This window comes from Corallococcus sp. CA054B, from assembly GCF_003611625.1.
In the GTDB taxonomy this organism is placed as follows: domain Bacteria; phylum Myxococcota; class Myxococcia; order Myxococcales; family Myxococcaceae; genus Corallococcus; species Corallococcus coralloides.
This window is the reverse complement of record NZ_RAVY01000025.1, coordinates 36,039-61,756: the sequence shown is the minus strand read 5'-3', so window position 1 is coordinate 61,756 and position 25,718 is coordinate 36,039. Positions and strand designations below refer to the sequence as shown.

Annotated in this window: 20 protein-coding genes; 11 read left to right on the top strand and 9 right to left on the bottom strand. The window is 71.5% G+C overall.

The features are described 5' to 3' along the window. Position 1: 1 nt before the first annotated feature. Together D7V80_RS09305 and sppA are read right to left on the bottom strand one after the other, a co-directional pair. Entirely contained in the window at positions 2-532 is a 531-nt protein-coding gene (locus D7V80_RS09305) for a YbhB/YbcL family Raf kinase inhibitor-like protein (RefSeq protein WP_120587827.1), read from the bottom strand. Between the two features lie 74 nt (positions 533-606). Next, a complete protein-coding gene (gene sppA, locus D7V80_RS09300; RefSeq protein WP_120587812.1) occupies positions 607-2,277 on the bottom strand; it encodes a signal peptide peptidase SppA in 1,671 nt (556 codons plus the stop codon). 79 nt (positions 2,278-2,356) lie between these two features. On the opposite strand from sppA, the gene D7V80_RS09295 reads away from it, so the two are divergent. Then, positions 2,357-2,710: a hypothetical protein gene (locus D7V80_RS09295; RefSeq protein WP_014396987.1), complete on the top strand. Its 354-nt coding sequence runs from the start codon at positions 2,357-2,359 to the stop codon at positions 2,708-2,710. Positions 2,711-2,729: 19 nt separating this feature from the next. Here D7V80_RS09295 and rtcA read toward each other — a convergent pair whose 3' ends face one another. After that, complete coding sequence (gene rtcA / locus D7V80_RS09290; protein WP_120587811.1) at positions 2,730-3,806, bottom strand: RNA 3'-terminal phosphate cyclase; 1,077 nt, start codon at positions 3,804-3,806, stop codon at positions 2,730-2,732. Between the two features lie 103 nt (positions 3,807-3,909). After that, the gene (locus D7V80_RS09285; protein ID WP_120587810.1) at positions 3,910-5,844 is read right to left on the bottom strand and encodes a CocE/NonD family hydrolase; all 1,935 of its coding nucleotides are present in this window, start codon (positions 5,842-5,844) and stop codon (positions 3,910-3,912) included. Positions 5,845-6,127: 283 nt separating this feature from the next. Here D7V80_RS09285 and D7V80_RS09280 point away from each other — a divergent pair, with 283 nt between their 5' ends. Beyond that, the gene (locus D7V80_RS09280; RefSeq protein ID WP_233585229.1) at positions 6,128-7,711 is read left to right on the top strand and encodes an ADYC domain-containing protein; all 1,584 of its coding nucleotides are present in this window, start codon (positions 6,128-6,130) and stop codon (positions 7,709-7,711) included. Here D7V80_RS09280 and D7V80_RS09275 read toward each other — a convergent pair whose 3' ends face one another. Beyond that, a complete protein-coding gene (locus D7V80_RS09275; protein ID WP_120587808.1) occupies positions 7,712-10,246 on the bottom strand; it encodes a bifunctional serine/threonine-protein kinase/formylglycine-generating enzyme family protein in 2,535 nt (844 codons plus the stop codon). Beyond that, positions 10,243-12,021: a sigma 54-interacting transcriptional regulator gene (locus tag D7V80_RS09270; protein WP_120587826.1), complete on the bottom strand. Its 1,779-nt coding sequence runs from the start codon at positions 12,019-12,021 to the stop codon at positions 10,243-10,245. Before D7V80_RS09270 ends, D7V80_RS09275 begins: the two co-directional genes overlap by 4 nt. 128 nt (positions 12,022-12,149) lie before the next feature. Between D7V80_RS09270 and D7V80_RS09265 the strand changes: the two genes are divergently transcribed. Together D7V80_RS09265 and D7V80_RS09260 are read left to right on the top strand one after the other, a co-directional pair. Continuing rightward, positions 12,150-12,644 carry a peroxiredoxin gene (locus D7V80_RS09265; protein ID WP_120587807.1) on the top strand — a complete coding sequence of 165 codons (495 nt, stop codon included), beginning with the start codon at positions 12,150-12,152 and terminating at the stop codon, positions 12,642-12,644. A gap of 123 nt (positions 12,645-12,767) precedes the next feature. Continuing rightward, positions 12,768-14,246, top strand: a complete 1,479-nt coding sequence (locus D7V80_RS09260) for a hypothetical protein (RefSeq protein WP_120587806.1) — start codon at positions 12,768-12,770, stop codon at positions 14,244-14,246. On the opposite strand, the gene D7V80_RS09255 is transcribed toward D7V80_RS09260, so the two are convergent. Beyond that, complete coding sequence (locus D7V80_RS09255; protein WP_147447030.1) at positions 14,247-14,627, bottom strand: hypothetical protein; 381 nt, start codon at positions 14,625-14,627, stop codon at positions 14,247-14,249. Positions 14,628-14,775: 148 nt separating this feature from the next. Here D7V80_RS09255 and D7V80_RS09250 point away from each other — a divergent pair, with 148 nt between their 5' ends. From D7V80_RS09250 to D7V80_RS09240, 3 genes are all read left to right on the top strand, one after another. Continuing rightward, entirely contained in the window at positions 14,776-16,239 is a 1,464-nt protein-coding gene (locus D7V80_RS09250) for a hypothetical protein (RefSeq protein WP_120587804.1), read from the top strand. A gap of 157 nt (positions 16,240-16,396) precedes the next feature. Then, positions 16,397-16,996, top strand: coding sequence for a hypothetical protein (locus D7V80_RS09245; protein ID WP_233585227.1), 600 nt, complete (start codon positions 16,397-16,399; stop codon positions 16,994-16,996). 5 nt (positions 16,997-17,001) lie between these two features. Further along, positions 17,002-17,481, top strand: coding sequence for an SMI1/KNR4 family protein (locus D7V80_RS09240; protein ID WP_120587802.1), 480 nt, complete (start codon positions 17,002-17,004; stop codon positions 17,479-17,481). A 130-nt stretch (positions 17,482-17,611) separates the two neighbouring features. On the opposite strand, the gene D7V80_RS09235 is transcribed toward D7V80_RS09240, so the two are convergent. Beyond that, the gene (locus tag D7V80_RS09235; RefSeq protein ID WP_370452474.1) at positions 17,612-19,903 is read right to left on the bottom strand and encodes a S8 family serine peptidase; all 2,292 of its coding nucleotides are present in this window, start codon (positions 19,901-19,903) and stop codon (positions 17,612-17,614) included. Between the two features lie 243 nt (positions 19,904-20,146). Here D7V80_RS09235 and D7V80_RS09230 point away from each other — a divergent pair, with 243 nt between their 5' ends. From D7V80_RS09230 to D7V80_RS09215, 4 genes are all read left to right on the top strand, one after another. After that, positions 20,147-21,535, top strand: a complete 1,389-nt coding sequence (locus D7V80_RS09230) for a hypothetical protein (protein WP_120587800.1) — start codon at positions 20,147-20,149, stop codon at positions 21,533-21,535. A gap of 68 nt (positions 21,536-21,603) precedes the next feature. Next, the gene (locus D7V80_RS09225) at positions 21,604-22,416 is read left to right on the top strand and encodes an STM4013/SEN3800 family hydrolase (RefSeq protein ID WP_120587799.1); all 813 of its coding nucleotides are present in this window, start codon (positions 21,604-21,606) and stop codon (positions 22,414-22,416) included. Next, positions 22,413-23,726, top strand: a complete 1,314-nt coding sequence (locus D7V80_RS09220) for an STM4012 family radical SAM protein (protein ID WP_120587798.1) — start codon at positions 22,413-22,415, stop codon at positions 23,724-23,726. Before D7V80_RS09225 ends, D7V80_RS09220 begins: the two co-directional genes overlap by 4 nt. Further along, complete coding sequence (locus D7V80_RS09215) at positions 23,723-24,622, top strand: STM4011 family radical SAM protein (RefSeq protein ID WP_120587797.1); 900 nt, start codon at positions 23,723-23,725, stop codon at positions 24,620-24,622. The genes D7V80_RS09220 and D7V80_RS09215 overlap by 4 nt, the downstream gene beginning before the upstream one ends. Here D7V80_RS09215 and D7V80_RS09210 read toward each other — a convergent pair. Continuing rightward, the gene (locus D7V80_RS09210) at positions 24,589-25,713 is read right to left on the bottom strand and encodes an STM4014 family protein (RefSeq protein WP_120587796.1); all 1,125 of its coding nucleotides are present in this window, start codon (positions 25,711-25,713) and stop codon (positions 24,589-24,591) included. The genes D7V80_RS09215 and D7V80_RS09210 overlap by 34 nt on opposite strands. Positions 25,714-25,718 lie beyond the last annotated feature (5 nt).

Below are 25,718 nucleotides of genomic sequence, written 5' to 3'. Positions count from 1 at the left end.
CTCAGGGCGTGACGGAGGTCGGGACGATCGTACCGCGCGCCAGGGTGTGACCCAAGAGCACGAAGGAGAGGTACGCGGGCGTGGCTTCCGCGGGGATGGGAAGCGCCTCCACATCGAGTGCATGCACGACCACGAAGTAGCGGTGCGGCCCGTGTCCTCGCGGCGGCGCGGCGCCCAGGTACTGCGCGAGGCGGGCATCGTTGGGGAGCTGCACCGCGCCCGACGGGAGGAGCCTTCCCTCGGCGCTCCCCGCGTTCCGCGGCAGCGCGCTGACGCTCGCTGGGATGTTGAACACGGCCCAGTGCCAGAAGCCGCTCGGCGTGGGGGCGTCCGGATCGAAGACGGTGACCGCGAAGCTCCGGGTCGCGGCCGGGAATCCCGACCAGCTCAGCTGCGGCGAGATGTCCTTGCCGCCTGTCTCGGACTGCGCGCCGCGGTGGTCCGTGTGCAGCGGCTGTCCATCCTGGATGTCCGTGCTGGTGACGTGGAACGAGGGAACGGCGGGGAGTGCTGCGTACGGGTTCGTTTTCATGAACAGCAATGTGCGGTTTCCGGGCGGGGAGCGTTCGCCCGGGATCCGCAACGGCTGTCCCGTGCACCGCGAACTCACCGCCGGCGCTGGAGGCTCCACGCCGTGGGGCAGAAGGCATACGTGGTCGGGTGCGCCGCGCCCATCAGCAGCTTGAGCAGCGACAGCTTCGCGCGAGCGCCGCCGTAGCGCACCAGCTCGAAGTCATCCGACGGGACGCGCGCCTCGTCCAGCGCGTGGCGGCAGACCTCCTCGAAGCCGCCGATGCGGTCCACCAGCCCCGCCTCCTTCGCGCGCAGCCCCGAGTAGACGCGCCCCTCCGCGCGCTGGTGGATCTCCTCCTTCGTCCGGCCGCGCGCCTGGGCCACCAGCTCCAGGAAGGACTGGTAGCCCTCCTCCACCTCTCGCTCCAGTGCGGCGCGCTCGTGCGGCGTGAAGCCCCGAGACGAGGAGAAGAAGGCCGCGTTCTCACCCCGCGCCAGCGTGGTGCGGTGGATGCCCAGCTTCTCCAGCAGCTCGCCGTACTCGAACTTGCCCACGAAGATGCCGATGGAGCCCACGACGGCATGGGGCGCGGACCAGATCTCCTTCGCGCCGATGGCCGCCATGTAGCCGCCGCTCGCGCAGATCTGATCCACGTACGCGATGACGGGCTTCTGCTTCGCCACGCGCTTCACGGCTTCCAAGATCTGCTCGGACGCGAGCGCCGATCCGCCGGGGCTCCCGATCGCCAGCACCACCGCCTTCGCGCGCGGATCCCTCCCCGCCTTCCGCAGCGCCTTCACCACCGAGTCCGCCGCCGCGAACCGGCCTGCGCCGCCGCTGCCCGGGATGATGATGCCCGCCACGTCCACCACCGCCAGCCGGGGCTTGCGGCGCAGCCGGCGCCACTTCACCGGCGGGAACGCGAGCGTCGCCAGGTACGCGTCATACGTAGGTACAGGGGGCTCTTCGTCCTTCTTCGCCTCCAGGCCCAGGTGCGCGCCCAGGTCCGCCTCGTGGACCAGCCCGTCCACCAGCCCCGCCTCCAGCGCCCGCTTCGCGCTGTAGGGCCCGGAGTCGATGAGCGCCCGCGCCTCCTCCGGCGTCTTGCCCCGGTCGCTGGAGATGGCCTCCACCAGCACGGCGTAGCGCTCGTCCAGGAAGGACTCCAGCGTCTGGCGCTGGATGTCGGACACCTTGCCGTCCGTGAAGAGCTCCGGCGCCGTCTTGTAGTCGCCGCGCCGCGCGAAGTGCGCGTGGATGCCCACCCGGCTGAAGGCCTCGCCCAGCACCGTGGCCTCGGCGGCGTAGCCCACCAGCTCCACCCGGCCCATGGGGGCGAGCAGCACCTCGTCCGCCGCGCCCAGCACGGGCCAGGCGTCCGTGTCCACCATCACCGCCCAGGACACCACCCGCTTGCCGGCGGCCTGGAAGTCCGACAGCAGGGCGCGCAGGGCCTCGCGCCTGGCGTCCGGGATGCTCAGGCCCTCCAGCTCCAGGAGGATGCCTTCGACCTTCGGATCCGCGGCCAGCACCTTGAGTGCACGTCCCAACGCTTCCAGTGAGGTCACCGTGGCGGGCTCCGCCGCGGCGCCGCCGAAACGGAGCCGTTGCACGGGGCGTGGGCGGTACGGGAGCTCGCCTGAGAGGCGGAAGCGGATCCACGTGGGTCGTTTGCGCGCCGCCATCAGACGAAAGGGCAGGCCCAGGAGCAGCCGGAGCCCCAGGAGAAGGTTCGTCAGGAGGAGGAAGGGAAGGCGGAGCATGCCGCGCGCGTAACGCCCCGCGCCGAGCGAAGCAACCCCTGTTCACCCGCGCCGGGAGCCTCTGTTAGGCTGAAGGCCCATGCCCTCCCCCTCCCTCCCCCGGCTTGTCCTCGTCCTCGCCCTTGTCTGGGGCGGCGCTGTCCTGGCGCAGCCCCAGCGCCGGCAGCCCCAGGAGTTCCAGAACCGCAAGGAGTTGACCCAGGAAGAGAAGGACGCCGCCAAGGCGCGCGCCATGGGCAACAACCTCAACGGTTACGGCAAGGACGTGCAGATCAAGGAGACGCCTGTCCCCTGGATGGCCATCGGCCTCGTGGGCATCGTCTTCCTGGTCGCCGCGCCCTTCGCCATCCGCGCCTACCGAGGCACCGTGCGCGAGATGTCGGACGCCAACACCTTCGGCGCGCGCGGCAACGCCACCGAGGACGAGGCTTAAGAAGCCCCGCCCTTCCCCCTCACGCCGGGCGGATCTCCACGCTCCCGCCCGGCTCCACCTGGAGCCGCACCGGCAGGAAGCGCCGCAGCACCTCCGCCTGGACCGTCAGCGCGTCGGTGATGCGAGCGGCGGTGAAGCGCGTGGTCCCCGGCGTCACCGCCCCCAGCCTCCCTGACGCCAGGAGCGCCGCCGGCAGCAGCAGCTGCTCCGCCAGGTGTTCGTCGAGCGCGCCGCCCGTCTCCATGAAGCGGGTCAGCGCCTCCGCCGCCTCGCGCCCCACCCCTTCGGCGTCCAGGCCCCGCTCGCCCAGTGAGGTGAAGCCCGCCACGGTGTGCTCGAACTGCGCCAGCACGAACGTCGCGGAGCCCTGCGAGCGCGTCACCGCCAGCGGCCGGTTGTCCGCTTCCGCCAGGATGCCCCGCTCGCGCAGGGCGGCCACCGCGGCGCGGGACTGACGCTCCGCCACCGCGAAGGGCAGCCCGCCCACGAAGGACATCACCCGCACCTCCCGCAGCACGCCGCGCGCGGGCAGATCCACGCGCACGGGCGGTTCGGCCGGGGCGCCCACCTCCGCGGTGAACTCGCCCGCGCCCTCCGGAAGGAAGCCCGCGTGGGTGATTGACAGCTGCACCGGCAACCCGTACGCGCGCGCCACCGACTGCCACGCGCCGACGAGCGCGTGGAAGCTGGGCCCGGCCCGCAGGTGCGTGGCGCCTCGAAGCGTGAGCCGTCCGCCGCCCGCGAGCGCCAGCGGGTAGACCAGGCACTGGAAGAGCCGGGGCGTGCTGCCGGACGCGCCGGCCTCCAGCAGGTAGTCCCCCGCGCGCACCGGGCCGGGGGTGAAGCGCAGCTCCGTGGAGCCCACGGAGGCGCCCTCGCTGGTGCCGCCGCTCAGCGCCTCCGCGCCGCGCACGTAGGCCAGGTGATGGGGACGCAGGCCCGGCGGGTCGCGGTGCGCGCGCAGCCCGCTGAGCTGGAAGGGACGGCCGGTGATGAGCGACAGGGACAGCGCGGAGCGGAGGACGTGGCCGCCCCCCTCCCCCAAATCTCCGTCGAGCAACACCCGCCCGGCGTCGGGCCGGTCCTGACCGGTCATGTCCCTCCCGTCATGGCGTGTCGTGGCGAGCGGCCCGGTGAAGGACCGCCCGCGTGGTGGCGGGCGCGCAGCCTAGCAGACCGCGCGCGAGCGGGCCGGGGATCTACTCGTCCAACGCGGGCAGGACGTTCACCTTCAACGCACTGGGCTGGGCCGCCGTGTGGTGCAGCCGGTGCATCGCGCGCACGAAGTCGGTGGGCTTCGCCTCGAAGATGTTGGCCACGTAGGTCTGCGGGTTGCGGTCGATGAAGGGGAACCAGCTCGACTGCACCTGCACCATCAGCCGGTGGCCGCGCTGGAAGGTGTGGAACACGTCGTTGATGACGAAGCGCACCTTCGTCACCTCGTTGGGCGTGAAGGGCTTGGGCTGGGAGTAGCTGTCGCGGAAGCGGCCGCGGAACGGCTCCCCGCGCACCAGCGTCTGCTGCGCGCCCCGGTTGCGCTCGCCGGACTGCTCCTGCTCCTTCGTCCAGCCGGGCACCTTCCCGGGGTTCACGTCCACCAGCTTCACCACCCAGTCCGCGTCACTGCCCGTCGTGGAAACCCACAACTCCGCCTCCAGCGGGCCCGCGAGCGTGAGGTCCTGGGTCAGCGGCTCCGTCTGGTACGTGAGCACGTCCGGCCGGCGCGAGGCGAAGCGCTGATCCTCCGTCATGTACGTCTTGGACCAGCCGGGGCTCAGGTCCTGCGTGTACGGCACGGGCTTCGCCGGGTCGCTCACGTATTCGTCGAACGACGGCGCCGCCGCCTTGGGGGCCTGGAACGTCAGCGCGCCCTGGGGCTGGAAGTACAGGCGCGTCTCCCGGGTGCCCTTGGGCGGCCAGGCGTCCAGCTGCCGCCAGCGGTTGGCGCCGCCCTCGAAGACGAGCGCCTCCGGCACGGCCGCATCCGGGCCGCCCTTCAGGTGCTGCTTGAAGAAGGCCAGCACCAGGTCCTGGTACATGGCGCTGGTGGGGAAGCCGAAGTCCGCGTCCCCCAGCGACGTGCCGTCCGCGCGCATCCAGCCGCCGTGGGGCCACGGGCCCATCACCAGCGTGTTGGAGATGCCGGGGTTCTGCTTTTCGATGGCGGCGTACGTGCGCAGCGGCCCGTAGAGGTCCTCCGTGTCGTACCAGCCGCCCACCACCATCACCGCCGCCTTGATGTTCCTCAGGTGCGGCAGCAGGTTCCGCGCCTGCCAGAAGGCGTCGTAGTTGGGGTGCGCGACGAAGTCCTTCCAGAAGGCGATGTCACCGCGGAAGTGCTTCGCGTCCGCGTTGGACAGCGGGCCCAGGTCCAGGAAGAACTGGTAGGCGTCCGGGGTGCCGAAGTCGAAGGGCTTCCACTCGGTGTCGTCGGTGGGCGCGGGGCGGGGCTTGCCGAAGGTGGAGAAGAAGCTGAACGCCAGCTGCAGGTTGAAGGCGCCATGCCGGTGCATGTCGTCCCAGAACCAGTCCGCGATGGGCGCCTGCGGCGACACCGCCTTGAGCGCGGGGTGCGAGTCGATGGCGCCCGCGGACGTGTAGAAGCCCGGATAGGACACGCCCCACATGCCCACCTTGCCGTTGTTGTGGGGCACGCGCTTCACCAGCCAGTCGATGGTGTCGTACGTGTCGCTGCTCTCGTCCACCTCCTTGCCGCGCTTGGTGGCGCGGTGGGGGCGAACGTTGACGAACTCGCCCTCGGACATGTACCGGCCGCGCACGTCCTGGAAGGCGAAGATGAAGCCGTCCTTCTCGAAGCCAGGCAGACCCAGGGCCTTGGGATAGCGACCCGCGCCGTAGGGCCCGATGGAGTACGGCGTGCGCATCAGCAGCACCGGGTAGCGCTTCCGCGGGCTCGCGTCGTTGGGGACGTAGAACGTCGTGAAGAGCTTCACGCCGTCGCGCATGGGGACGCGCACCTCGTACTTCGTGAAGTGCGACCGGATGTACGCGGCGCGCTCATCCTCTGGGCTCGCGGGCGGCTTGGGCGGCACGGCGGGGGCCTGCGCGAGCGCGGGGCCGGACAGCGAGAACAACGCGAGCGCGGTCAGGAGGCCGCGGGGGTGGATGGCCATGCTCCCCTCCTCTTTGCGGAAGAAATGCGGGGGAAATTCGGAAGGAAATGCATCTTGGGCGATGCCGCCGGGGCACGGAAGCTGGATCGCCCGCCGCATCGCGCCGCGCTCGGAGCGTGCAAGGTTTGCACACGCTCCTCGCATGCGTGGCACGGCAATCCTTGCATGCACGGCAGGGTTTGCACGCTCCGCACAAAGCAGACACCCGCGGTCCGCTTCCGCCGAGAACCCTGAGCGGTACGCCTTTCCCTCATGGCGAAGAAGGAGCATGGACGTGGCGACGATGGCGATGTGGAAGCGGGGACTGCTGGGGGCACTGTGCCTGGGAGGTGCTGTCGCGTGGGCGGAGCCACCCCCGTCGAACAGCGCGCAGGGCACGCAGCTGCACGGCTCCGGGCGCTTCGAGTTCATCAACGTGCCGTTGCGGTCGGTGGAGCTGCCCGAAGACCCCGGGTGGCCCACCTGCGGGACGCCGACGGCGACGGTCACGGCGGGCCGGCTGCGGGTGCTCCAGAGCTGCGCCGTGGAGGGGATACCCATTCCGGTGAAGCGGATCCTGGAGGGCCCCTCGCTGGAGAAGGCCGTGTTCCGCGCGCCATTCGAGGGCCGCACGGTGAAGCTCGTCATCGAGGCGGTTCGCTGTCACGAGGACATCACGCCGCCGACGTCGGCGTGCGACGCCGCCAGCGTGAATGCCGGCAAGGCGCGCTGGGAGTACCGGGTCCAGGCCTTCACGGATGACAAGACGGCGACGCCGCTGTGCCCCACCGGCAGCGGCTATGCGCTCTCCGTGCCGCACGCGTGGTCCACGTCCGGAGACCTGCGGGAGAACCCGAACTTCTTCACCTTCGCCTGCGCGCCGAAGAACGAGAGCAGCTCCAGCAAGCCGTTCTTCGTGGGCGGCGGCGTCATCGCCAAGTGCATCGACTGGGGCTATCCGCCCTGGGCCACGGAGTACCCGGAGTCCGTCGCGCGCGAGTACCACCAGCTGTGCACGCGCATGGCGGTGGCGGACTATTGCGGCGAGGGCCGGAGCAACACGCTGGACGGGACGCCGCTGGCATTCATGGGTCCGGAGAACGCGGCCGTGCTGAGCCAGGACGGCCACCTGCCGGCGACGCTCGCGCCGGACGGCTACGCGCTGGAGGCGGTGTGGACCATGGACTCCTGTGGCCTGGCGCGGCCGTTGTGCCTGGGCAAGAAGCGCTGGGACACGCTGGTCGCGGACGCCACCTGCGTGGACCAGGCGCTCAAGATTCCGGAGCCGAAGCAGACGTGCGAGGAGCTGGAGTTCCACGGGACGGCGCAGCGGATGCTGGTGTCCTATTCGCTCTTCATCGACCGCGCGCTGGTGCTGTTCAAGAAGGACTCCACGGACTACGTGACGACGACCGCCGTCACGGGCATCCCGGGCGATTCCGCGGGCGGCGCGCTGCCGAGGGCCTTCGTCCTGGCGATGGAGGGCCTGGGGAGCGCGGCGCCCCAGGGCCATTCGCCGGTGCGGGTGGAGGGGCCCATCCTGTCCCCCTCGCTGCCCAACGAGGTGATGGCGCGGATGAAGCCGTTCATCAAGGCGCTGTACCGGTGCGGTACCTCCACCGGACGCATGCTGCTCACGGACCGGAGCGACTGTGAGCTGGCGGCGGGCTATTCGCGCAGGCCGCTCGCGGGGGATCACGCCGTCGAGGGCTACATCTACAGCTCCGTCGATCCGGACCGCGAGGGGCAGCGCCGGCCGCTGAAGCTGTGGAGGCACCCGACCCAGGGCGTCTACGCCACGGCGACTTCGAACCCCGGTGGCTTCACGTTCGTGCGCGACCTGGGCTACCTGCCGGCGGTGGGGCAGCTGCCGGGGCGCGATCTTTGATCAGGGCGCGGACGCGCACACGCGCATCCCGATGAAGGGGAAGCGTGTGCGCGGCTCGCCAGTGCCGTGGTTGACGGCCCGGGCGGTGAGCGCGTCCTGATAGAACGAACCTCCGCCGTACGCGGGCGCGCCGTTCGTGTCCGTCACCAGCCACTCCCACACGTTGCCGGACAGGTCCGCCACGCCAAAGGGGCTGTCCGACGCGGGATGCGAGCCCACCTCGTCCGGACCGAACGCACGCGACTCGCGGCCGTAGGTGGCGTCGAAGTTGGCGTCGTCCGGTGCCAGCGTCGGGCCGTGCGGGTAGTCGCGGTCGTCCGCGCCCCGGGCGGCGCGCTCCCATTCGAGCTCGGTGCACAGGCGTGCCCGGGGCACGCGGCCGGTGGCGTCCAGCCAGGTGATGTACGCGCGGGCGTCCTCCCAGGAGATGCCGGACACGGGGAAGCGGCGCCAGTCCTGTTCGGCGCGCAGGGTGCGGTCCTGGTAGCGCAGCGGCTCCCCTTCCCTCGCCTGGTACGAGACGCCCTCGTGTTCCAGGTGGAAGGTCCAGGTTCCGTCCTTCGCCGGGCGCAGCTCGATGGTGCCGAAGTAGTTGGTGCCCCGGGGCCTGCGCGCGTCGCGCTCGGAGGCGGGCAGCTCGCGCAGCCAGGTGAGCCAGTCCGCGTAGGTGACTTCGTGCCGCGCGATGAGGAAGGCGCCGGTGGCGAGCCGGTGGATGGGGCGTGTGCGGCGGACGCTCTCGTCGTTGCCGCTGCCATAGAGGAAGCGGCCGGGGGGCACGTAGACGTAGCCGTCCGGGACGTGTTCGGGGATGGAGACCTTCGCCTGGAAGGTCTCTCCGCGCGTGAGCAGCACCGGGTAGCGCACGGGCGGACGGCCCGGGAGCGTGAACGTCAGCCGGTGCGAGCCGGGCTCCAGCGTGAGGCCGGAGGTCATGGGCGTCGTGTCGAAGGCCCTCGGCTCGGACCAGCGCGGCGGGCTTCCGGGTTGGGACTCGAAGGTCTCGACCTGGATGGCGGCGCCCGGGGGATCGCTGTCCAGCTCCATGCGGACGGGGGCGGTCAGCTTCCGGCTCGTGGTGCCGCTCGGATCCAGCCCTTCCAGGCGCTGCGTCAGGGCCGTCCGTGCCCGGGAGTCCCGGTCGCGCTCCGCGATGAGGATGCGCTGGAGGAGGACCTCGGCGACGCGTTGATCCAGGGTGGGGTTCGTGCCCCGGCCCACGCGCGTCTGCGCCGCTTCGAGCAGCTCGCTGGCGTCCTGGTAGCGGCGGGCCTGCTTCGTGCCCAGGTCCAGGGCCTGGCCCCAGAGGGGCAGCGCCTCCGTGAAGCGGTCGGTGTCGAACGCGGTGAAGGCCTCCGTGCGGAGGACTTCGATGCGGGCATCGAAGGCGCGGCCTTCGTCGACGATGGCGGCGGCGGCGGCCAGGGTCTGCTCCGCGTCGATGCGCCGGGAGCGAGCGCCCCACCAGTCGCCGCCGGCGAGGATGGCCACCGCGAGCCCCGGGAGCGCGAGCACGCGGGTGACCCGGAGCCACCGTGGGCGCTGGGGTGCGAGTGCCAGGGGGGCGCGGCGTGAGGCGATGGACTCCAGCGCTTCGCGCAGGGCCTCCGCGGAGTCGAAGCGCGCGAACGGATCATGCGCGAGGCAGCGCGCGAGGACCGCGGCGAAGGCGGCGTCCACGCCGGGGACGGCCACGTCCAGCGGTTCGAAGGTGCGGGGTCGAAACGGGGCCTCCGCGAGCGGCCCGGGTGTCGGCCCGCCGCACAGCTCGTAGAGGAGCACGCCCAGCGAGAAGAGATCGCTGCGGACCGTGGCCGGTTCTCCGCGCCAGACCTCGGGCGCCATGTAGAGCGGCGTCCCGATGCGGCCCGTGGCCAGCAGCTCCGCGGGGCCAGGGGGGTGCTCCGGTGGAAGCGGTCTCGACGTCGCGGTCCGCCGTGAGGTGTCCACCGTGCCCGGGACATCCACCGTCGCCTCCCCTTCCAGTAGCGGCACGGCACGCGGGCCCTCCGGCGGACGCACGGGCTGGACAGGCGCCATCGCCACGTCGAGCAGCTTCGCCACGCCGAAGTCGAGCAGCTTCACCTGACCGTCCTCGGTGAGCAGCGCGTTCGCGGGCTTGAGGTCGCGGTGCAGCACGCCCTGCCGGTGCGCCGCCGCCAGCCCCTTCGCCAGCCCGACGCCAAGCTCCAGCACGCGCGTCCACGGCACCGGCCGGGACAGCTGGTCCAGGCTCTGCCCGCGCAGGAACTCGGAGACGAGATAGGGCCGGTCCTTCACTTCACCCACGCGGTGGATGCCCACCACGTTCGGATGCTGCACCCGGGCAATCGCGCGGGCCTCCGTGCGGAAGCGCTCGCGCTGCGCTTCATCCGGCGCGACGCCCGCGATGAACTTCACCGCCACCAGCCGGTCCAGCACCGTGTCGTGCGCCAGGTAGACCTCGCCCATCGCGCCGCGCCCCAGCGGCTGCAACAGGCGGTACTCCCCGAACGCCTCGGGCGGCCGCCATGCTGGAAGCGGCTCGCTCTTCATCCACCCGCCGGGCCGCGGCCTCGCGAGGGTGTGATGCGGTGCTGCTTCATCTTGAACGCGAACGTGCGCAGCGGCATCTCGATGAGCTGCGCCGCCCGCGTCTGCACCCCACCCGTCGCCTCCAGCGCCTCCATCATCCGCCGCCGCTCCAGCGTCCGCAGTTCCTCCGCCAGGTTCTGGAACACCCTCGGCGTCCGCGCCCTGCCCTCCGTCCGCTCCGGTTCCGGATCCGGCTCCGTCGCGGCCCGCAGGGAGTCCGGCAGGTGCGACGGCTCCACCACCGGCCCTGGCGACGTGGCCACGGCGTACTCCACTGCGTTCTTCAGCTCGCGCACGTTCCCCGGCCACGCGTGCGCCCCCAGCACCTCCATGGTCGCGGCGGACAGGTGCAGCGGTGGGCGGCCGGCCCTCGCGCAGGCTTCCTCCAGGAACGCTCGCGCCAGCAGGGGCAGCTCGCGGGGCCGGTGCCGCAGCGGCGGCAACACCACTACCGCCGCGGACAGGCGGAAGAACAGGTCCTGCCGGAAGCGCCCGGCCTTCACCTCGTCCTCGAGCACCCGGTGCGTGGCCGCCACCACGCGCAGGTCCACTGGCCGCTCGCGCGAATCTCCCAGCCGCGTGATCACCTGCTGATCCAACGCCCGCAGCAGCTTGGCTTGAATGGGCAGCGACAGCTCCGCCACCTCGTCCAGGAACAGCGTCCCGCCGCTCGCGCGCTCCAGCAGGCCCGCCCGCACCCGGTCCGCGCCGGAGAACGCGCCCCGCTCGTGGCCGAACAGCTCCGCCTCCACCAGGCTCTCCGGCAGCGCCGCGCAGTTGAGCGGCACGAACGGCTGCGCCGAGCGCGGCGACCAGTGATGCACCGCCCACGCCGCGTTCTCCTTCCCCGCCCCCGTCTCGCCGTGGATGAGCACCGGCAGCGGGCTCGCCGCCAGCCGGCGCAGCAACTCGAACAGCCGCACCAGCGCCGCGTCCGCCACCACCACGGACCGCTCGCCCAGCGCCAGCCGGTACATGGAAGGCCCGCTGACCCGCGTCGCGCCCGGCTCCGCGGCCAGCGCCGCCGCCTTCGCCGCGCCCAGGAGCGCGTCCCCCTGCATCCCGTCCCCCGGCGCTGAGGCCAGCCCCGCGCGCACCCGCCCGGCCAGCGGCGTGAGCACCGACACCAGGTGCGCCGCCGCCGCTTCCGCCTCCTCGCCGGACAGGTCCGGCAGCAGCACGATCAGCGTGCTCCCCACCTGCCCCACCGCGTCCATCAACCGCAGCGCGCCATCGAGCGCCCGCACGCATTCCACCTGCGGCACCCGCGCGGACTCCACCTCCAGCGCCAGCACGCTCACCGCCAGCCCCGAGCCGCGCACCCGGTCCAGCTCCTCGGAGAGCCGGGCCCGCAGCCCTTCCAGCTCCAGCGCCCGCCGCTCCGGCGGGGGCCGTTCGCCCCGGTGGAGCACCAGCGTCACGTTGCCCAGCGTCACCACGTCTCCGCCGTCCAGCGGCCGCGAGCCCTGCACCCGCTCGCCGTTGACGCGCACGCCGTTGTGGCTTCCCAGGTCCGAGATGAACACCTCGCCCTCCGCCACCGCCACGCGCGCGTGCTGGCGGCTCACGGACGCGTCCTCCACCACCACGTCCGCCCCCACCGCGCGGCCCACCACCACCGCGCCCTCCCGGGGCAGCGGCACCACCCGGGAGGTGTTCCCCTGCAAGAGCAGCAGGTACAGCCGGCCCTCCGGGGCGGCGCGCGAGGGCCCCCGGCGGGAGTCCTCGGTGTCCATCGGGTCGCGTGGCTCCATGCCCTGAAAGAATGCCCAGGCCCTTGAATTCCGGGCAACCCGGAGTCCGCATTGATTTGCGGGTCAGGCCATGCGCGGTCCATGCTCCCCCCGGGAGGATTGGGACTTTCATGGCCAAGATGCTGAAAGAAGGGGATGCGGTTCCGGATGTCACCCTGCAGGGGCCGGGCGGCGCGCCGGTGCGCCTGCGCGACCTGCTGGGTGACAAGGCGTTGGTCATCTACTTCTACCCGAGGGATGACTCCCCGGGATGTACGGTCCAGGCCTGCAGCCTGAGGGATCAGTACCAGGACTTCACGGACGCGGGCGCGGACGTGGTGGGCATCAGCAGCGACACCGCGGAGTCCCACGAGAAGTTCGTCGCGAAGTACCGCCTCCCCTTCCGGCTCCTCAGCGACCCGGATGGCGCGGCGCGCAAGGCCTTCGGGGTGGGCACCAACTTCCTGGGGCTGTTGCCCGGGCGGGTGACGTTCGTCGCGGACAAGGGCGGCACCATCCGCTACGCGTTCGATTCGCAGATCCAGGTGAAGAAGCACGCCGAGCACGCGCTGGATGTCGTCCGCTCGCTCACGGGCCAGGGAGCCGCTCCCACCCGTCCTGCCTGACAGACGTGTTTGCCGTGCGTTTCCCGGTAGACTGAATCCCGTCGTCCTGGCCGTGGGAGCCGGGACGCCGCACCCCCGTCGCGAGCAACATCGGAGCACATCGGGTGGGCCGGAGGTCATGCCATGCGGTTTCACTGGTTGCTGGGACTGTCGTTGTGCGTCGGCGGCTGCGCGAGCCTGACGAAGGACCTCCATGACACCACGCCGCAGGACGAGGAGGTCCCCACCGAGGAGACGGTGTACCTGGTCCCTCTGGAAGAGGCCCTCTTCACCATGCGGCGCGTCTTCGAGGAGCAGCGCTACGACGTCTTCGAGCGCGCGGACCACCACGAGCTCTACACGTCCGCGCACGAGCCCGGGATGAACCTCCCCGGCAACCGCACCTACGAGCGCTACTTCGTGAAGGGCGCGTCGCTGGGGCCGCGCCAGTCGGTCATCCGCGTCTTCCGCCTGAGCTACCGCGAGCAGGACACGAACATCGAGGTGAAGCCCAAGTGGCTCAACGAGCGCATCCAGGACGAGGAGAAGTACCTCGCCCGGAAGACGTTCGAGCGCTTCACGTTCGACGGCGTGCCGGACATGGAGGGCTTCAAGATGGTGCGCGGCACGCGCGACCTGCCCCTGGAGCGCAAGCTGCTGGCGCGGTTGGAGATGGTGCCGTCGCTGGAGCTGGTGGGTGGCAGGACGAACGCGCCCGTGCGCGCCGTGCAGGTGGAGGGCTGGGATGACGACACGGCCCAGCCGCCGCCGGTGAAGTGCGGTGAGCCGCTGCAGGGCGTGGAGCCGCTGCTCACGGCCGGGCACACGGTGCTGGTGGGAGATCCGCTGGGCACGCGCGAGCTGCCGGAGATCGCCACGCGGATGCTGTGCGACGCGGTGGAGAAGAAGCTGTCGGTGGCGCTGGCGTTGTCGATGCCGTCGGAGGACCAGGGCGCGCTGGACGACTATCTGGCCAGCGAGGGCCACGGTCCGGACCTGGAGCGGCTGCTGGTGGTGAGCTCCTTCTGGCGCCGCGTGTATCAGGACGGCCGCAGCAGCGGCGCCCTGCTCCGCCTCATCGAGCAGGCCCGCCGGATGCGCGCGCAGGGGAACGCGGTGACGGTGCTGGCGTTCGATTCGAACAACGCCTCTGGCAACGCGCGCGAGGCGGAGATGGCGAAGAACCTCATCGCGTACCGACAGGCGAATCCGGACACGTGGCTGCTGGCGCTCGCGGGTGACGTGCACGTGCGCACGAAGCCGGTGAGCTGGAACAAGGACTTCGAGCCGCTGGGCTGGCGGCTGACGAAGGCGCTGCCCGGGTCGCCGGTGAAGGCGCTGGAGGTGGGCTTCGAGCGGGGGTCGCAGTTCTCCTGCCGGTTCAACGTCTGGGAGCAGGTGGACTGCAACGTCTTCGCGCTCAGCCCGACCGCGGAGCTGCGCCAGGAGCCGGGCACGCCGCGCAAGGTGGCCCTGTTCGACAGGCCCAGCGACACGGGCTTCCACGGCCGGCTCTGGGTGGGAGCGCTCAACGCCTCACCGCCGGTCATCCAGCGCACCACCCCGCCCGTGGCCCAGCAGCAGCAGGATGGCGGCACGAAGCCCGCGGAAGCGGAGCACTGATCAATCACTGCCGGGAGGGAGCCCCTCAAAGGACTCCCATCCGCCTGGAGGCGCCTGGACTCCCAGCGCATCCAGGCACTCGCGGGCCTGGATGTTCCAGCCGGGTTCCATGAGGTGGCCGGTGGGTGCTGCGGCCAGGGCTTCGGCGAGCGCCCGCACCTTGGGGGCGGCCGACCGGAAGCGCTCCGCATCCGGGCTGCCCCACGCCTTCGCGCAGTAGTTCGCGAGCGCCGCGATGCGGGACTGGAGCACGGTCCGCAGTTCCTCCGCCGGGGCCTGGGTGCACCACCGCTCGTAGAGTCGCGGTGCGGCCAGGACGGTCAGGAGGTTGAGCGCCTCGACGACCTGGGTCGCTTCCTGAGCCCACGAATCCTCAGCCACAGATAGGCCCCAGACGAGCGTTGAGAGGAGCATGGAGTGTTCCCTTCACGGCCTGGGGGCGCAATCCCCGCACCCGGAGTGCTAGACTCAGGTGTCCGGGGATGGCGCCTGCCTTGGGCTGTCCCCTTCCACGAAAGGGGGCAGGACCATGCGGTGGCACTGGACGCTGGGGCTTCTGTGCATGACGGGGTGCACGAGCATCTCGCGCGGATTGGATGGGGATCCGCTGGACACCGAGCCCATCCCCACCGTGGAGCGCGTGTACCTGGTTCCCTTGGACGAGGCGATGTTCGTCGCGCGCCGCCTGCTGGAAGAGCAGCGCCTGGACATCTTCGAGAACAACACCACGCATGAGCTGTACTCCCAGTCCTGGGAGATCGGCGTGAACGTGCGCGGCAACCGCACCTTCGAACGCTACCTCGTGCGCCCCGAAGAGGTCGGCCCGCGCCAATCCATCGTGCGCATCTTCCGGCTCCAGTACCGGGAAGCGGAGGACGCCGTCACGCAGCAGACGCCCGAGCCGGGCAGCCAGAAGCGGAACGACCACTACTACAACCACAACCGCGAGGTGTTCGCCCACGAGACCTTCGAGGCCGTCCCGCAGATGGAGGGCTTCAGGCTGCGCCGCGGCATTCGCGACCTGCCCCAGGAGCGCAAGCTGCTCATGCGCCTGGAGATGGTCCCGTCCCTGGAGCTGGTCGGAGGCAAGGCGTCCATCCCCGTGCGCGACGTGAAGGTCGCGGGCTGGACCCCGGAGACGCCCGAAGCCGCGCCCCGCTGCGGTGACCCCGTGGAGGGCGTGGACGCGCTGCTCACGCAGGGCGGCACCGTGCTGGTCGCGGACCCCATGGGCACGCGCGAGCTGCCGGACGCCGCCGCTCGGATGCTCTGCGACGCCACCGCGAAGAAACTCCCCGTGGCGCTGGCCCTGTCCGTGCCGTCCGTGGATCAGGGCGCGCTGGACGAGTACCTCACCAGCGCCGGCACGGACGCGGACCTGGAGCGGCTGCTCGTGCTGAGCGACTTCTTCCGCCGCGTGGACCAGGACGGCCGCAGCAGCGCGGGCGTCATCCACCTGCTGGAGGCCGCGCGGCGCTTGAGGGCCCAGGGCCACGCCGTGTCGGTGGTGGCGTTCGACTCCAAGCAGGCGGCGGGCAACGCGCGCGAGGAGGAGATGGCGGCGAACCTCATCGCCTTCCGCAAGGAGAACCCGGACGCGTGGATGCTGGTGCTCGCGGGCGACGTGCACGTGCGCACCGGCGGCGTGAACTGGGATTCGAAGTTCGAACCCATGGGCCACCGCCTCACGACCGCCCTGCCCTCCTCGCCCGTGCGGGCCCTGGACGTGGGCTTCGCGCGCGGCGCCCACTACGCCTGCCGCTTCAACGTCTGGCAGCAGGTGGACTGCGACGTGCACGGCATCAACCCGGCGGCGGACGCGCGCCAGGAGCCCAACACGCCGCGCAAGGTGGCCCTCTTCGACGCGCCGGGCGAGACGGGCTTCCACGGCCGGCTCTACCTGGGCACGCTGAGCCCGTCCCTGCCCGTCCTCCAGCGCGCCTCGAAGCCCGTGGTCCAGCAGCACGCCCCCGCGCAGCCCGCCGAGCCCTGACCGTCACGGCGCGGGCCCCGGACACCACCGGAGCCCGCGCACGGAAGCGACCAACAGGGCACGCCGCGCCTCTTCGACTTAACAGACCTCTTTCGCCGTGTTGTCATGGGTTGCAATGGCGGCCACTTCCACCATCCGCAGCCCCGCTAGCGCAGCCGTGCTCCTCGCCCTCGTCGGGTGCGGCTCGGCCACTGTCGGCGGGGGCGGCAGTCCGGCGCGCGCGAAGTGGGTCGGGTCGGTCGTCAGGACGCCGGACGGCGGGCAGCTCCGCACGACCATCTACTATGGGCCCTGGCAGTGCAGCGCCGCGTTCCTGGTCCGGTGCGAGTCGAAGTGCGCAGCGCAGGGCTACCCGCTCATGGGCTGCATGTGGCTGGCCGACATCAAGGGGGACTGGCAGGGGCGCTACCTCTTCATGCCCGCGGAGGCCGGCGGCCGCCTTGCCATCACCCACTGCTGCTGCGACTACCCGAAGGTGTCGGACGGGAAGTGGCGCCGGGACACATGGAAGAACTCTCGCAACGCGTTCCGCGATGAGTGGGGCCGCGAGTTCGGCGGCTGGCCATCGACGGGCGGTGTCAACTGGCAGGGGCACCACATCTTCGACCTGAGGCACGGCGGGGCGCCGGTGGCCCGCGACAACGTCCTGCCGGTGCCCGACGACGTGCACGGCGTGCTCAACCGCGAGTATCCCGCGTGCTACGCGCCGGGTGGCCAGTGGCTGAAGCCGGGTCCCGAGCGGCCCTACGTGGATTGACGGCCATGCCCATGGCTCCACTCCTGGCCGAAGTCTCCCGGCTCCACTTCCCCAACGCGCCCGCGACGCCCGCGCAGTTGGCCGCCTTCGAGGCGCGCGTCGGGTGGAAACTGGACGAGGACCTGCGCGCCTTCTACCTGCACTCCGACGGGTGCACGCTCTTCGCGCCACGGGCTGATGCCCTCTACCGCGTCTTGCCGCTCGCGGAGATCCGCCGCGCCCGCCTGGCCATCCGAGCCAGCGACGAGGACCGGGACGGGGCGCCGTCCGTATTCACGCTGGTGGACATGCAGGACTCCGACTACGTCGTCCTGGACAGCACCCAGCGCGAGGCGGGCCGATACCCGCTGTTCGACGCCTTCCATGAGACATTCCCGGAGGAGATGGAGCGCATCGCATCCAGCTTCGCGGAGTTCCTGGAGCGGGCGCTACGCAGCGGCAACCGTGCATTCTGGTTGAGCGGCGAGCCACCGGGCACACGCTGAGCCCGTCCCTGCCCGTCCTCCAGCGCGCCTCGAAGCCCGTGGTCCAGCAGCAGGCCCCCGCGAAGCCCGCGGGGCACTGACCGCGACAGCGCGGGCCCCGGACACCACCGGAGCCCGCGCACGGAAGCGACTACGGCGCCTTCGTGTTGAGGTTCACGCCGCTCACCACCAGGGCGTAGACCGCGTCCACGGCCGCCGTCGCCGTGTGGGCGTCCTGGACCACCTCATCCGCCAGGACCGTCACCGTCCACGTACCCGCGGCGGGGTTCGCGAGGAAGACGTTCTCCACGGTGTCCACCTTGTTGGACACGCCGCCGGCCGTGGACACGTTGCCCGCCGTCAGGCCGTTGTTGCCCCAGTACACGGTGCCGTTGGGCGCCGTCACGCGCAGGGACAGGTCGTTGACGCGCGCCCGGGCCGCGCCCACCGTGCCCATGGGATCCGTGTAGACCATCGTGACGTTGAGCTCCGTCTCACCGGTGGGCACGGTGAAGGCGTACGTCTTGGAGCCGAGCGGCGCGAGGACGTCCGTCTCGTCCACGACGAACGTCTTCGCGGCGTGGTCATACAGGCGCTTGACGTCCGACGTTCCCCAGCCCTGCTTGTTGCGGTCGATGTCCGCGTTCGCGCCGCCGGCCAGCCAGTTGTACTTGGACGCGCCGTTGATCATCAGCGCCTTGGCGGTGGCCATCTTCGGGCGGCTGGTGAAGACGTCCGCCTTCTTGCCGTGGCCGGCCCACACGCCCTCGTGCCACATCTGGTGCAGCAGGCCGAAGAAGCCCGCGGTCTGCGGCGTGGCGGAGCTGGTGCCGCTGAACTCCGTGTAGGAGGTATCGGACGAGCCGGACGCGCCCCGCACGTTGTCGTAGTAGAACGCCAGGTCCGGCTTGATGCGGCCGTCCGCCGCCGGGCCGATGCTCGCGCCCGACGACCAGCGATCATCCGTGCGGGCCTGCGTGTTGTAGTGCCGGATGCCGCCCACGGAGACGATGTTCTTCGCCCACGCCTGCGGCCGGGAGTTGCGCGTGCCGCTGTTGCTCTGCGACTGCGTGCTGAGGAGGGGCGCCTTGAACAGGTAGTCGTCCACCTCCGCGGAGATGGTCGTGTACGACGTCGTCAGCGTGCTGCCCACGCTGGAGGTCTGGAACACCGCGCGGTAGGGGCCGCTCGGGTTGAGCAGCTCCTGATTCATCGCCAGGCGGGACTTGGTGCCGCCGAACTGCGTGGACTCCGAGTAGAGGAAGAAGATGCCCTGCCCGCTCGGCAGGATGCCCTTGGCCAGCGGATCCACGCCACTGGCGAAGTTGTGGCTGTAGCAGCTGGTGCCGTGCAGCGAACCGGAGGACGTGCCCGTGCTGTGGATGATGGGCGCGGTGGGCCACTCGCGGTGGGTGGTGCGCAGCTCGGTGTCGAAGATCTCCCCGCGCACGCCCTGCCCGGTCCAGCCCTTGAGGCCCTGGACGTAGTTGGCGCCGCCCGTCTCGCGCACGATGTCCATGTCCACCTCGCCGGGGCCACCCCAGCGGTCGATGAACTGCACCTCGTTGGCGCGCGCGACCGAGGCCAGCTGCTCCTGGTTGAGCGTGGCCTCCACGCGCAGGCCGCCCGGCTCCACCAGGTCCACCTTGCCGCCCAGCCGCTCCACCAGCGCCGTCACGCGGGCCTGGCGGGCCGGGCCGCCCTCACCCAGCATGATGGAGTAGCGCTGGGGCGCCAGCGCCGCCGCCCGTCCGAGCAGCGCGTCCCGCAGCACCGGCTCCAGGCGCCACTCCGGATGGTAGTCCCCCACCCAGCGCACGGCAGGGAGCTGCGTCACCCGCGCGCGGACCTCCGACGGCATCTCCACCAGGTACGTGTGGTCCGACAGGAAGCGCAGCACCTTGCCGCCCGCGTTCTCGATCGTCTCGCGGTACTCCGGCAGCGGCGTGCCGTGGAACTGCACCAGCGACAGGGTGTTGTCCCGGTCCGCCACCAGCGCGTTGCCCAGCAGCGGCGCGGTGCGCGCCAGCGGGTCGAACGACGCCTCCGCCAGCCGGATGAGGTACTCCTCCTGCTGCACGCGGCCCAGCAGCTCCGAGCCGCCGCGCGTGTACGCGGAGAAGGCGCGCTCCGTGCCGTCCGCCTGCCGCTCACGCCAGACGTGCAGCTGCACGCCGGTGTCCCGCGCCACGTCCAGTGTGCGCAGGCCGCTGACCGGCTGCGCCGTCTGGTGGAACACCAGCCCCGCCGGTGTCGCCAGCGTCGTGCCCCCCGCCTTGAGCGCCGTCGCCACCGCCGCGCCCGGCGCCGCCGGAGCCCGCGTGGCCGATGAAGGGGTGCGCTCCGCCGCGAGCGCTCCAGCAGGAACCGCCAGGGTGCAGCCCAGCACCAGCGCCGTCACCGGCCGCCAGCCACCACGAGACGTCGAGAACCGCTTCCGCATGTTCTGCATGTCGTGTACTCCCTTCAAAAGGAGAAAAACCTGTAATACGCATTACTGCCGCATTTCAAGTCCTGCCACTCAGTTGCAATAGGGCGTGCTTTTTTCGCTGGGAGTGCGTCCCCGGGGTGGGCGCAGGTGGTTTTGATTGAGTGGAAGTGGCCGGAACCTCTCAGGGGACAGGAGTGTAAGAGCCACACACTGAGCGGAAACAAACCGCCTGAAAGGCCGATAACCTCAATACCCATGACTTCCATCAATCCGAACCGTCCCGCTCCGACCTTCCAGCCGACGCAGTCGACGGTTCCCGCCAACCGCCCCGCGAGCGCGCCGCGGACGCAGGCCCCCGCGCAGCAGCCGCCCGAGGCTCAGGCCGCGGCGGAGCGCAACCGCGACTCGTTCTCGCCCGCCGCCGCGCTGCGCCCCTCGGGCCGCGCGCGGGTGACGACGCAGGGTGACAACTTCGTCCTGGAGGCCCAGGGCCAGGTGGGCAACCGCGGCTCGACGCCCCGGGGCGGCGTGCCGACGCGGCTGGGGCCGGTGAGCGCGGGCGGTTCGTTCGGGCTGCAGGGCAGCCTGCGCGTGGAGGTGCCGCGCCAGGGCGCCACGGACGCCATCCGCAACGGTGAGCTGCCCAACCCCGCCTCCCCGGAGACGTGGCCGGTGGGCACTCGCGCCCGGGCGGAGGTCCAGGGGCAGGCGGGCTTCAACGCGGGCCTGCGCGCGGGGCCGGGCCGGCTGGGCGAGCGGCTGGGGCTGAGCACGTCGTATGACCGCAGCCAGACGCAGCGCTATGAGGTGCAGCGCACGTCGGAAGACACCGTGCGCGCCACGGTGACCAGCGACGGCCGCCAGCGGGACGCCACCAACATCCGCGGCCTGGAGGGCCGGCAGGATCAGCGCCTGGGGCAGACCCAGTCCGCGGACTTCAACATCCGCACGCCGGAAGGCCGCGCGGCCTATGACGACTTCATGCGCACCGGCCAGCTGCCCCGTGAGAACGGCACGGGCGTGAGCAACGTGCAGCGCACGGACACGCTGGATCAGACCCGCCAGGGACGCGTGCTGGGCCAGGAGGTGGCCTCCTCCGCGCGGCGCACGGCGCTCAGCGCGGACGGCGCGGGTGAGCAGACCGTGCGCCAGACGGACCGCAACGTGGCGGGCAGCACCCAGTCCACGGAAATGCAGGTGGGCGCGGACGGCAACGGCCGGGCTCGCACGGCCATCAACGACTCCGTGGTGGCGACCACGACCACGCGTCCCGGCCAGACCCCGGAGACGAGCTACGAGCTGACCTTCACGGATCCGAACGCGGCGGCCCTCGCGCGCGGCGCCTTCTCCGGCGATGACGCGGCGGCGTCCGGCACCGGCCCGTTCACGGCGCGCCTCAACGAGCAGCAGGCGCGCGCGCTGGTGGAGCGCACCCTGGGCCAGGGCCTGCAGGGCGGCCAGCAGGCGCTGGACCGCGCCTTCCGCACGCTGTCCACGGGCGGGCAGCAGACCTTCGCCACGACGCTCTACAACTCCACGGTGGACACGCAGCGCCCCAACGCCGCGCGCCGCCCGCTGGAGTCCATGCCGGCGGAAGCCCCCGCGCAGCCGCGTCCCCCTGCCGAGACCGCGCCGATGTCGTAGTCCCGCCGTCCCAGGCGGGGTATGGAACCTCTCATCGATGAGGTCCCCTCCCCGCCCCTCCGGTCCGCATGCATGACCTGAACGCGCTGGTCGGCACGCATGACCTGCTCCTCCTCACGCTGGACACGCTCCGCTACGACGTGGCCCGGGAGGAGCTGGAAGCAGGCCGCACCCCCACCCTGGCCGCGCTGCTGCCCGGCGGCCGGTGGGAGGAGCGGCACACCCCGGCGAGCTTCACCTACGCCGCGCATCAGGCCTTCTTCGCGGGCTTCCTCCCCACCCCCGTCACTCCGGGCCGGCACGCTCGCCCGTTCGCCCTGCGCTTCGAGGGCAGTGAGACGACGGGCCCCGGCACCTGCGTGCTGGACGCGCCGGACCTCGTCACGGGGCTGGCCGGGCGCGGCTATCACACGGTGTGCATTGGCGGGACGGGGTTCTTCAACCAGCGGAACCCCCTGGGCCGCGTCCTCCCGGGCCTCTTCTCCGAGGCGCACTGGGCCCCGGAGCTGGGCGTCACCGCCCCCCGGTCCACGGAAAATCAGGCATCACTCGCGGTGAAGATCCTGGGGTCCCTGCCCCGGGAGCAGCGGGTGTTCCTGTTCATCAACGTCTCCGCGCTGCACCAGCCCAACCGGCACTACGTGCCCGGGGCGACGGAGGACTCCAAGGCGACGCACGCGGCGGCGCTGGCGTACGTGGACCGCCAGCTGCCACCCCTGTTCCAGGCACTGCGCAGGCGCGGCCCGGCGTTCTGCATCGTGTGCTCGGACCACGGCACGGCGTACGGCGAGGACGGCTACACGGGGCACCGGCTGGGGCACCCGGTGGTGTGGACGGTGCCCTATGGCGAGTTCGTGCTGCCGGTAGACTCCGCGCCATGACGCGCCTGGAGTCGATGCTCGAAGGGACGCCGTACGTGGCGTACCTCTACGGCTACCCGCACAAGACGGCCTACCGCCCGCTCACGCCCGCGCTGCCGCTGGAGGACGTCTGGGCGAAGGAGCGGCGGGACGCGCTGTTCCTCTACCTGCACGTGCCGTTCTGCGAGATGCGCTGCGGGTTCTGCAACCTCTTCACCGCCGCGGGCCCGAAGGAGGACGTCGTCGAAGGCTGGCTCGCCGCGCTGAAGCGCGAGGCCCGCCGGGTGAAGGAGGCGCTGGGGCCGGCCACGTTCGCGCGGGCCGCGATTGGCGGTGGCACCCCCACCCTGCTGGACGTCGCGGGGCTGGAGACGGTGTTCGACCTGGCGGCGGAGCTGGGCGTGGACCCTCGCGACGTGCCCATGTCCGTGGAGGTGTCGCCGGAGACGGTGGACGCGGACAAGGTGGCGCTCTTGAAGGCCCGGGGCGTGGACCGGGTGAGCATGGGCGTGCAGAGCTTCCTGGAGTCGGAGGTCGCCGCGGTGAAGCGGCCGCAGCAGACGGCACAGGTGGAGTCCACACTGGACCTGCTGCGCGGCGCGGGCTTTCCCACGCTCAACCTGGACCTCATCTACGGCATCGAGGGCCAGACGGTGGAGACGTTCCTCCACTCGCTGGAGGCGGCGCTGCGGTACGCGCCGGAGGAGCTGTATCTCTACCCGCTCTACGTGCGGCCCCTCACCTTCCTGGGCAAGAAGTCGCGCGCGTGGGACGACCTGCGGCTGTCGCTCTACCGGACCGGCCGGGACTTCCTCCTGTCGCGCGGCTACACGCAGGTGTCCATGCGGATGTTCCGCGCGGCGCATGCGCCCGCGGCTCGCGGCGCGGTGTACCGCTGCCAGGAGGACGGCATGGTGGGCCTGGGCGTGGGGGCGCGCTCGTACACGGGCGCGTTGCACTACTCGTCCGAGTACGCGGTGGCCTCGCGCGAGGTGCGCGGCATCATCCAGGCGTACAGCGAACGGGACACGGCCTCCTTCGGTGAAGTCCGCTACGGCTTCGTGCTGGACGCGGCCGAGCAGCGCCACCGGCACCTGGTGCTGTCGCTGCTGGCGGAGGGCGTGGACCCGGGCGTGTACCGCCAGCGCTTCGGCACGGACGTGAAGGCGGACTTCCCGATGCTCGCGGAGCTGGAGGCGCACGGGCTGGCGCGCGACGTGGACGGTGTGTTCCAGCTCACTCCCGCGGGAGTGGAGCGCTCCGACTTGATTGGCCCCTGGCTGGACTCCGAGGCCGTGCGCGCGCGCAAGGCGGAGTACGCCTGGCGATGAAGCTCACCGTGCTCTACCGGGGCCCGCTGTCCGGCTGCAACTACGGCTGCGAGTACTGCCCCTTCGGCAAGTGGAAGCAGAGCGAGGAGGAGCTCACGAAGGACCGCGCGGACCTGGAGCGGTTCCTCCAGTGGGTGGAGTCGCGCACGCAGGACACCGTGTCCGTGTTCTTCACGCCGTGGGGCGAGGCGCTCATCTGGCCCTGGTACCAGCAGGCCCTCGCGCGCCTCACGCACCTGCCCCACGTGGAGCGCGCGGCGGTGCAGACGAACCTCTCCTGCCGGCTGGACTGGCTCACCGACTGCCGCACGGAGAAGCTGGGCATCTGGGCCACGTACCATCCGGAGTGGATGAAGCGTTCGCGCTTCCTCGCGCAGTGCCAGCGGCTGTCGGAGCACGGCGTGCGGCACAGCGCGGGCATGGTGGGCTTCCGGCGCTTCGCGGACGAGGCGGAGGCCCTGCGCCGCGAGCTGCCCGAGGACACGTACCTGTGGATCAACGCGGTGAAGGACGGCCTGGACGCGTACACGCCCGAGGACGTGGAGCGCTTCACCCGCATCGACCCGCTCTTCCCGGTGAACAACACACGCCACCCCAGCCGGGGCCGGGCCTGCCGTGGCGGCGAGTCCGTGCTGTCGGTGGACGGTGATGGCACCGCGTACCGGTGCCACTTCATCAAGGAGCCGCTGGGCAACGTGTACGCGCCGGACTTCGACGCGGCGTTGAGGCCGCGCCCGTGCTCGAAGGACACGTGCGGGTGTCACATCGGCTACGTGCACCTGGAGTACCTGGAGCTGGATCGCGTGTTCGGCTCAGGGCTGCTGGAGCGCGTGCCGGCGACGCGGCTGTGGACGGGCGGCGCTCAGCGCAGCGCTTCGCGGAGCTCCCAGTCGTAGACGGACAGGCCATCACGCGTGAGGCCGGGGAGCAGGTCCCCGAAGGCGTTCGCCTCCAGCACTCGGTGGCCGTGGAAGAAGTCCTCGAACATCAGGTCGATGCCCACGTGGAGGCAGTCGTGCGCACGGGCCACGGCGCGGCAGCTCTCCATCGCGGCCTCCAGTTCGCCGGGCGGTACCGCCGCGTGGAAGGCGTCCAGGTCCCCCCGGTAGCCGCCCAGGTGCAGGTTGGTGATGGGCAGGCGGCTCTGGCGCACCACGGTGAAGACGGGCTCGCCGCGCACCGCGAGGACGCGGCAGTCGAACATGTCCCCGCCCAGCCGCGCCTTGGGCCGGGCCTCCTCCACCTGGGAGCCTTCGCGCAGGAGGAAGGACAGCACCGCGTCCACCTCCCGCGGGTCCGTCACCCGGCGCACCTTGAGGGAGTTGAACCAGCCAGTGTCCCCCCGGTGCAGGCTGGTGAGCAGCGAGCCTTCCGCCCTGCCCGGCCGGTACACGGCGAGGCACGACGCGGACGAGCCGCAGGACAGCTTCACGAACGCCTCGCGGAAGTTCGCTTCGCGCAGAGCGTGGCGCAGGGCCTCCGGTGTTGTGCCCGGGGCCGCGTCCAGGAACGGCGGCACGGGGATGCCCAGACCCGCGTACCGGCGCGACGTGATGCGCTTGTCGAACAGGTCCGCGATGGCGCCCGGAGAGGACAGCACTCGCCAGTGGGGACGCTGGGCGAACCGCACGGACAGGTCCTCCAGTACGCGCAGGAAGCCCAGGTGGTGCTGCCGGGGGCACAGCACGCGGCCGTGTTCATCCGGCAGTGCTTCCAGTTGCTCGGGCGTCACGGTGTCGCAGCCCGCGCCGAGCGCATCCGTGAAGCCGCGCTGGAGGAAGGCGCGCTCCACGGCCGCGTCCTCCCCTGCCGCGTCGATGCGGACGAGGCGCTCCGTGTCGGGCAGCTCCAGGAGGACGTCGGGCGTACGGGCCACCGTCTCCCACGCCACCACGTGCGCGGGAGGAAGGCCCGCGCGGACCAGGGCCTCCTGAAAGAGCGTGACGCGCCGGTTCCCGGGGTTGCCGATGATCAGGAACGGCGGCATGGAGA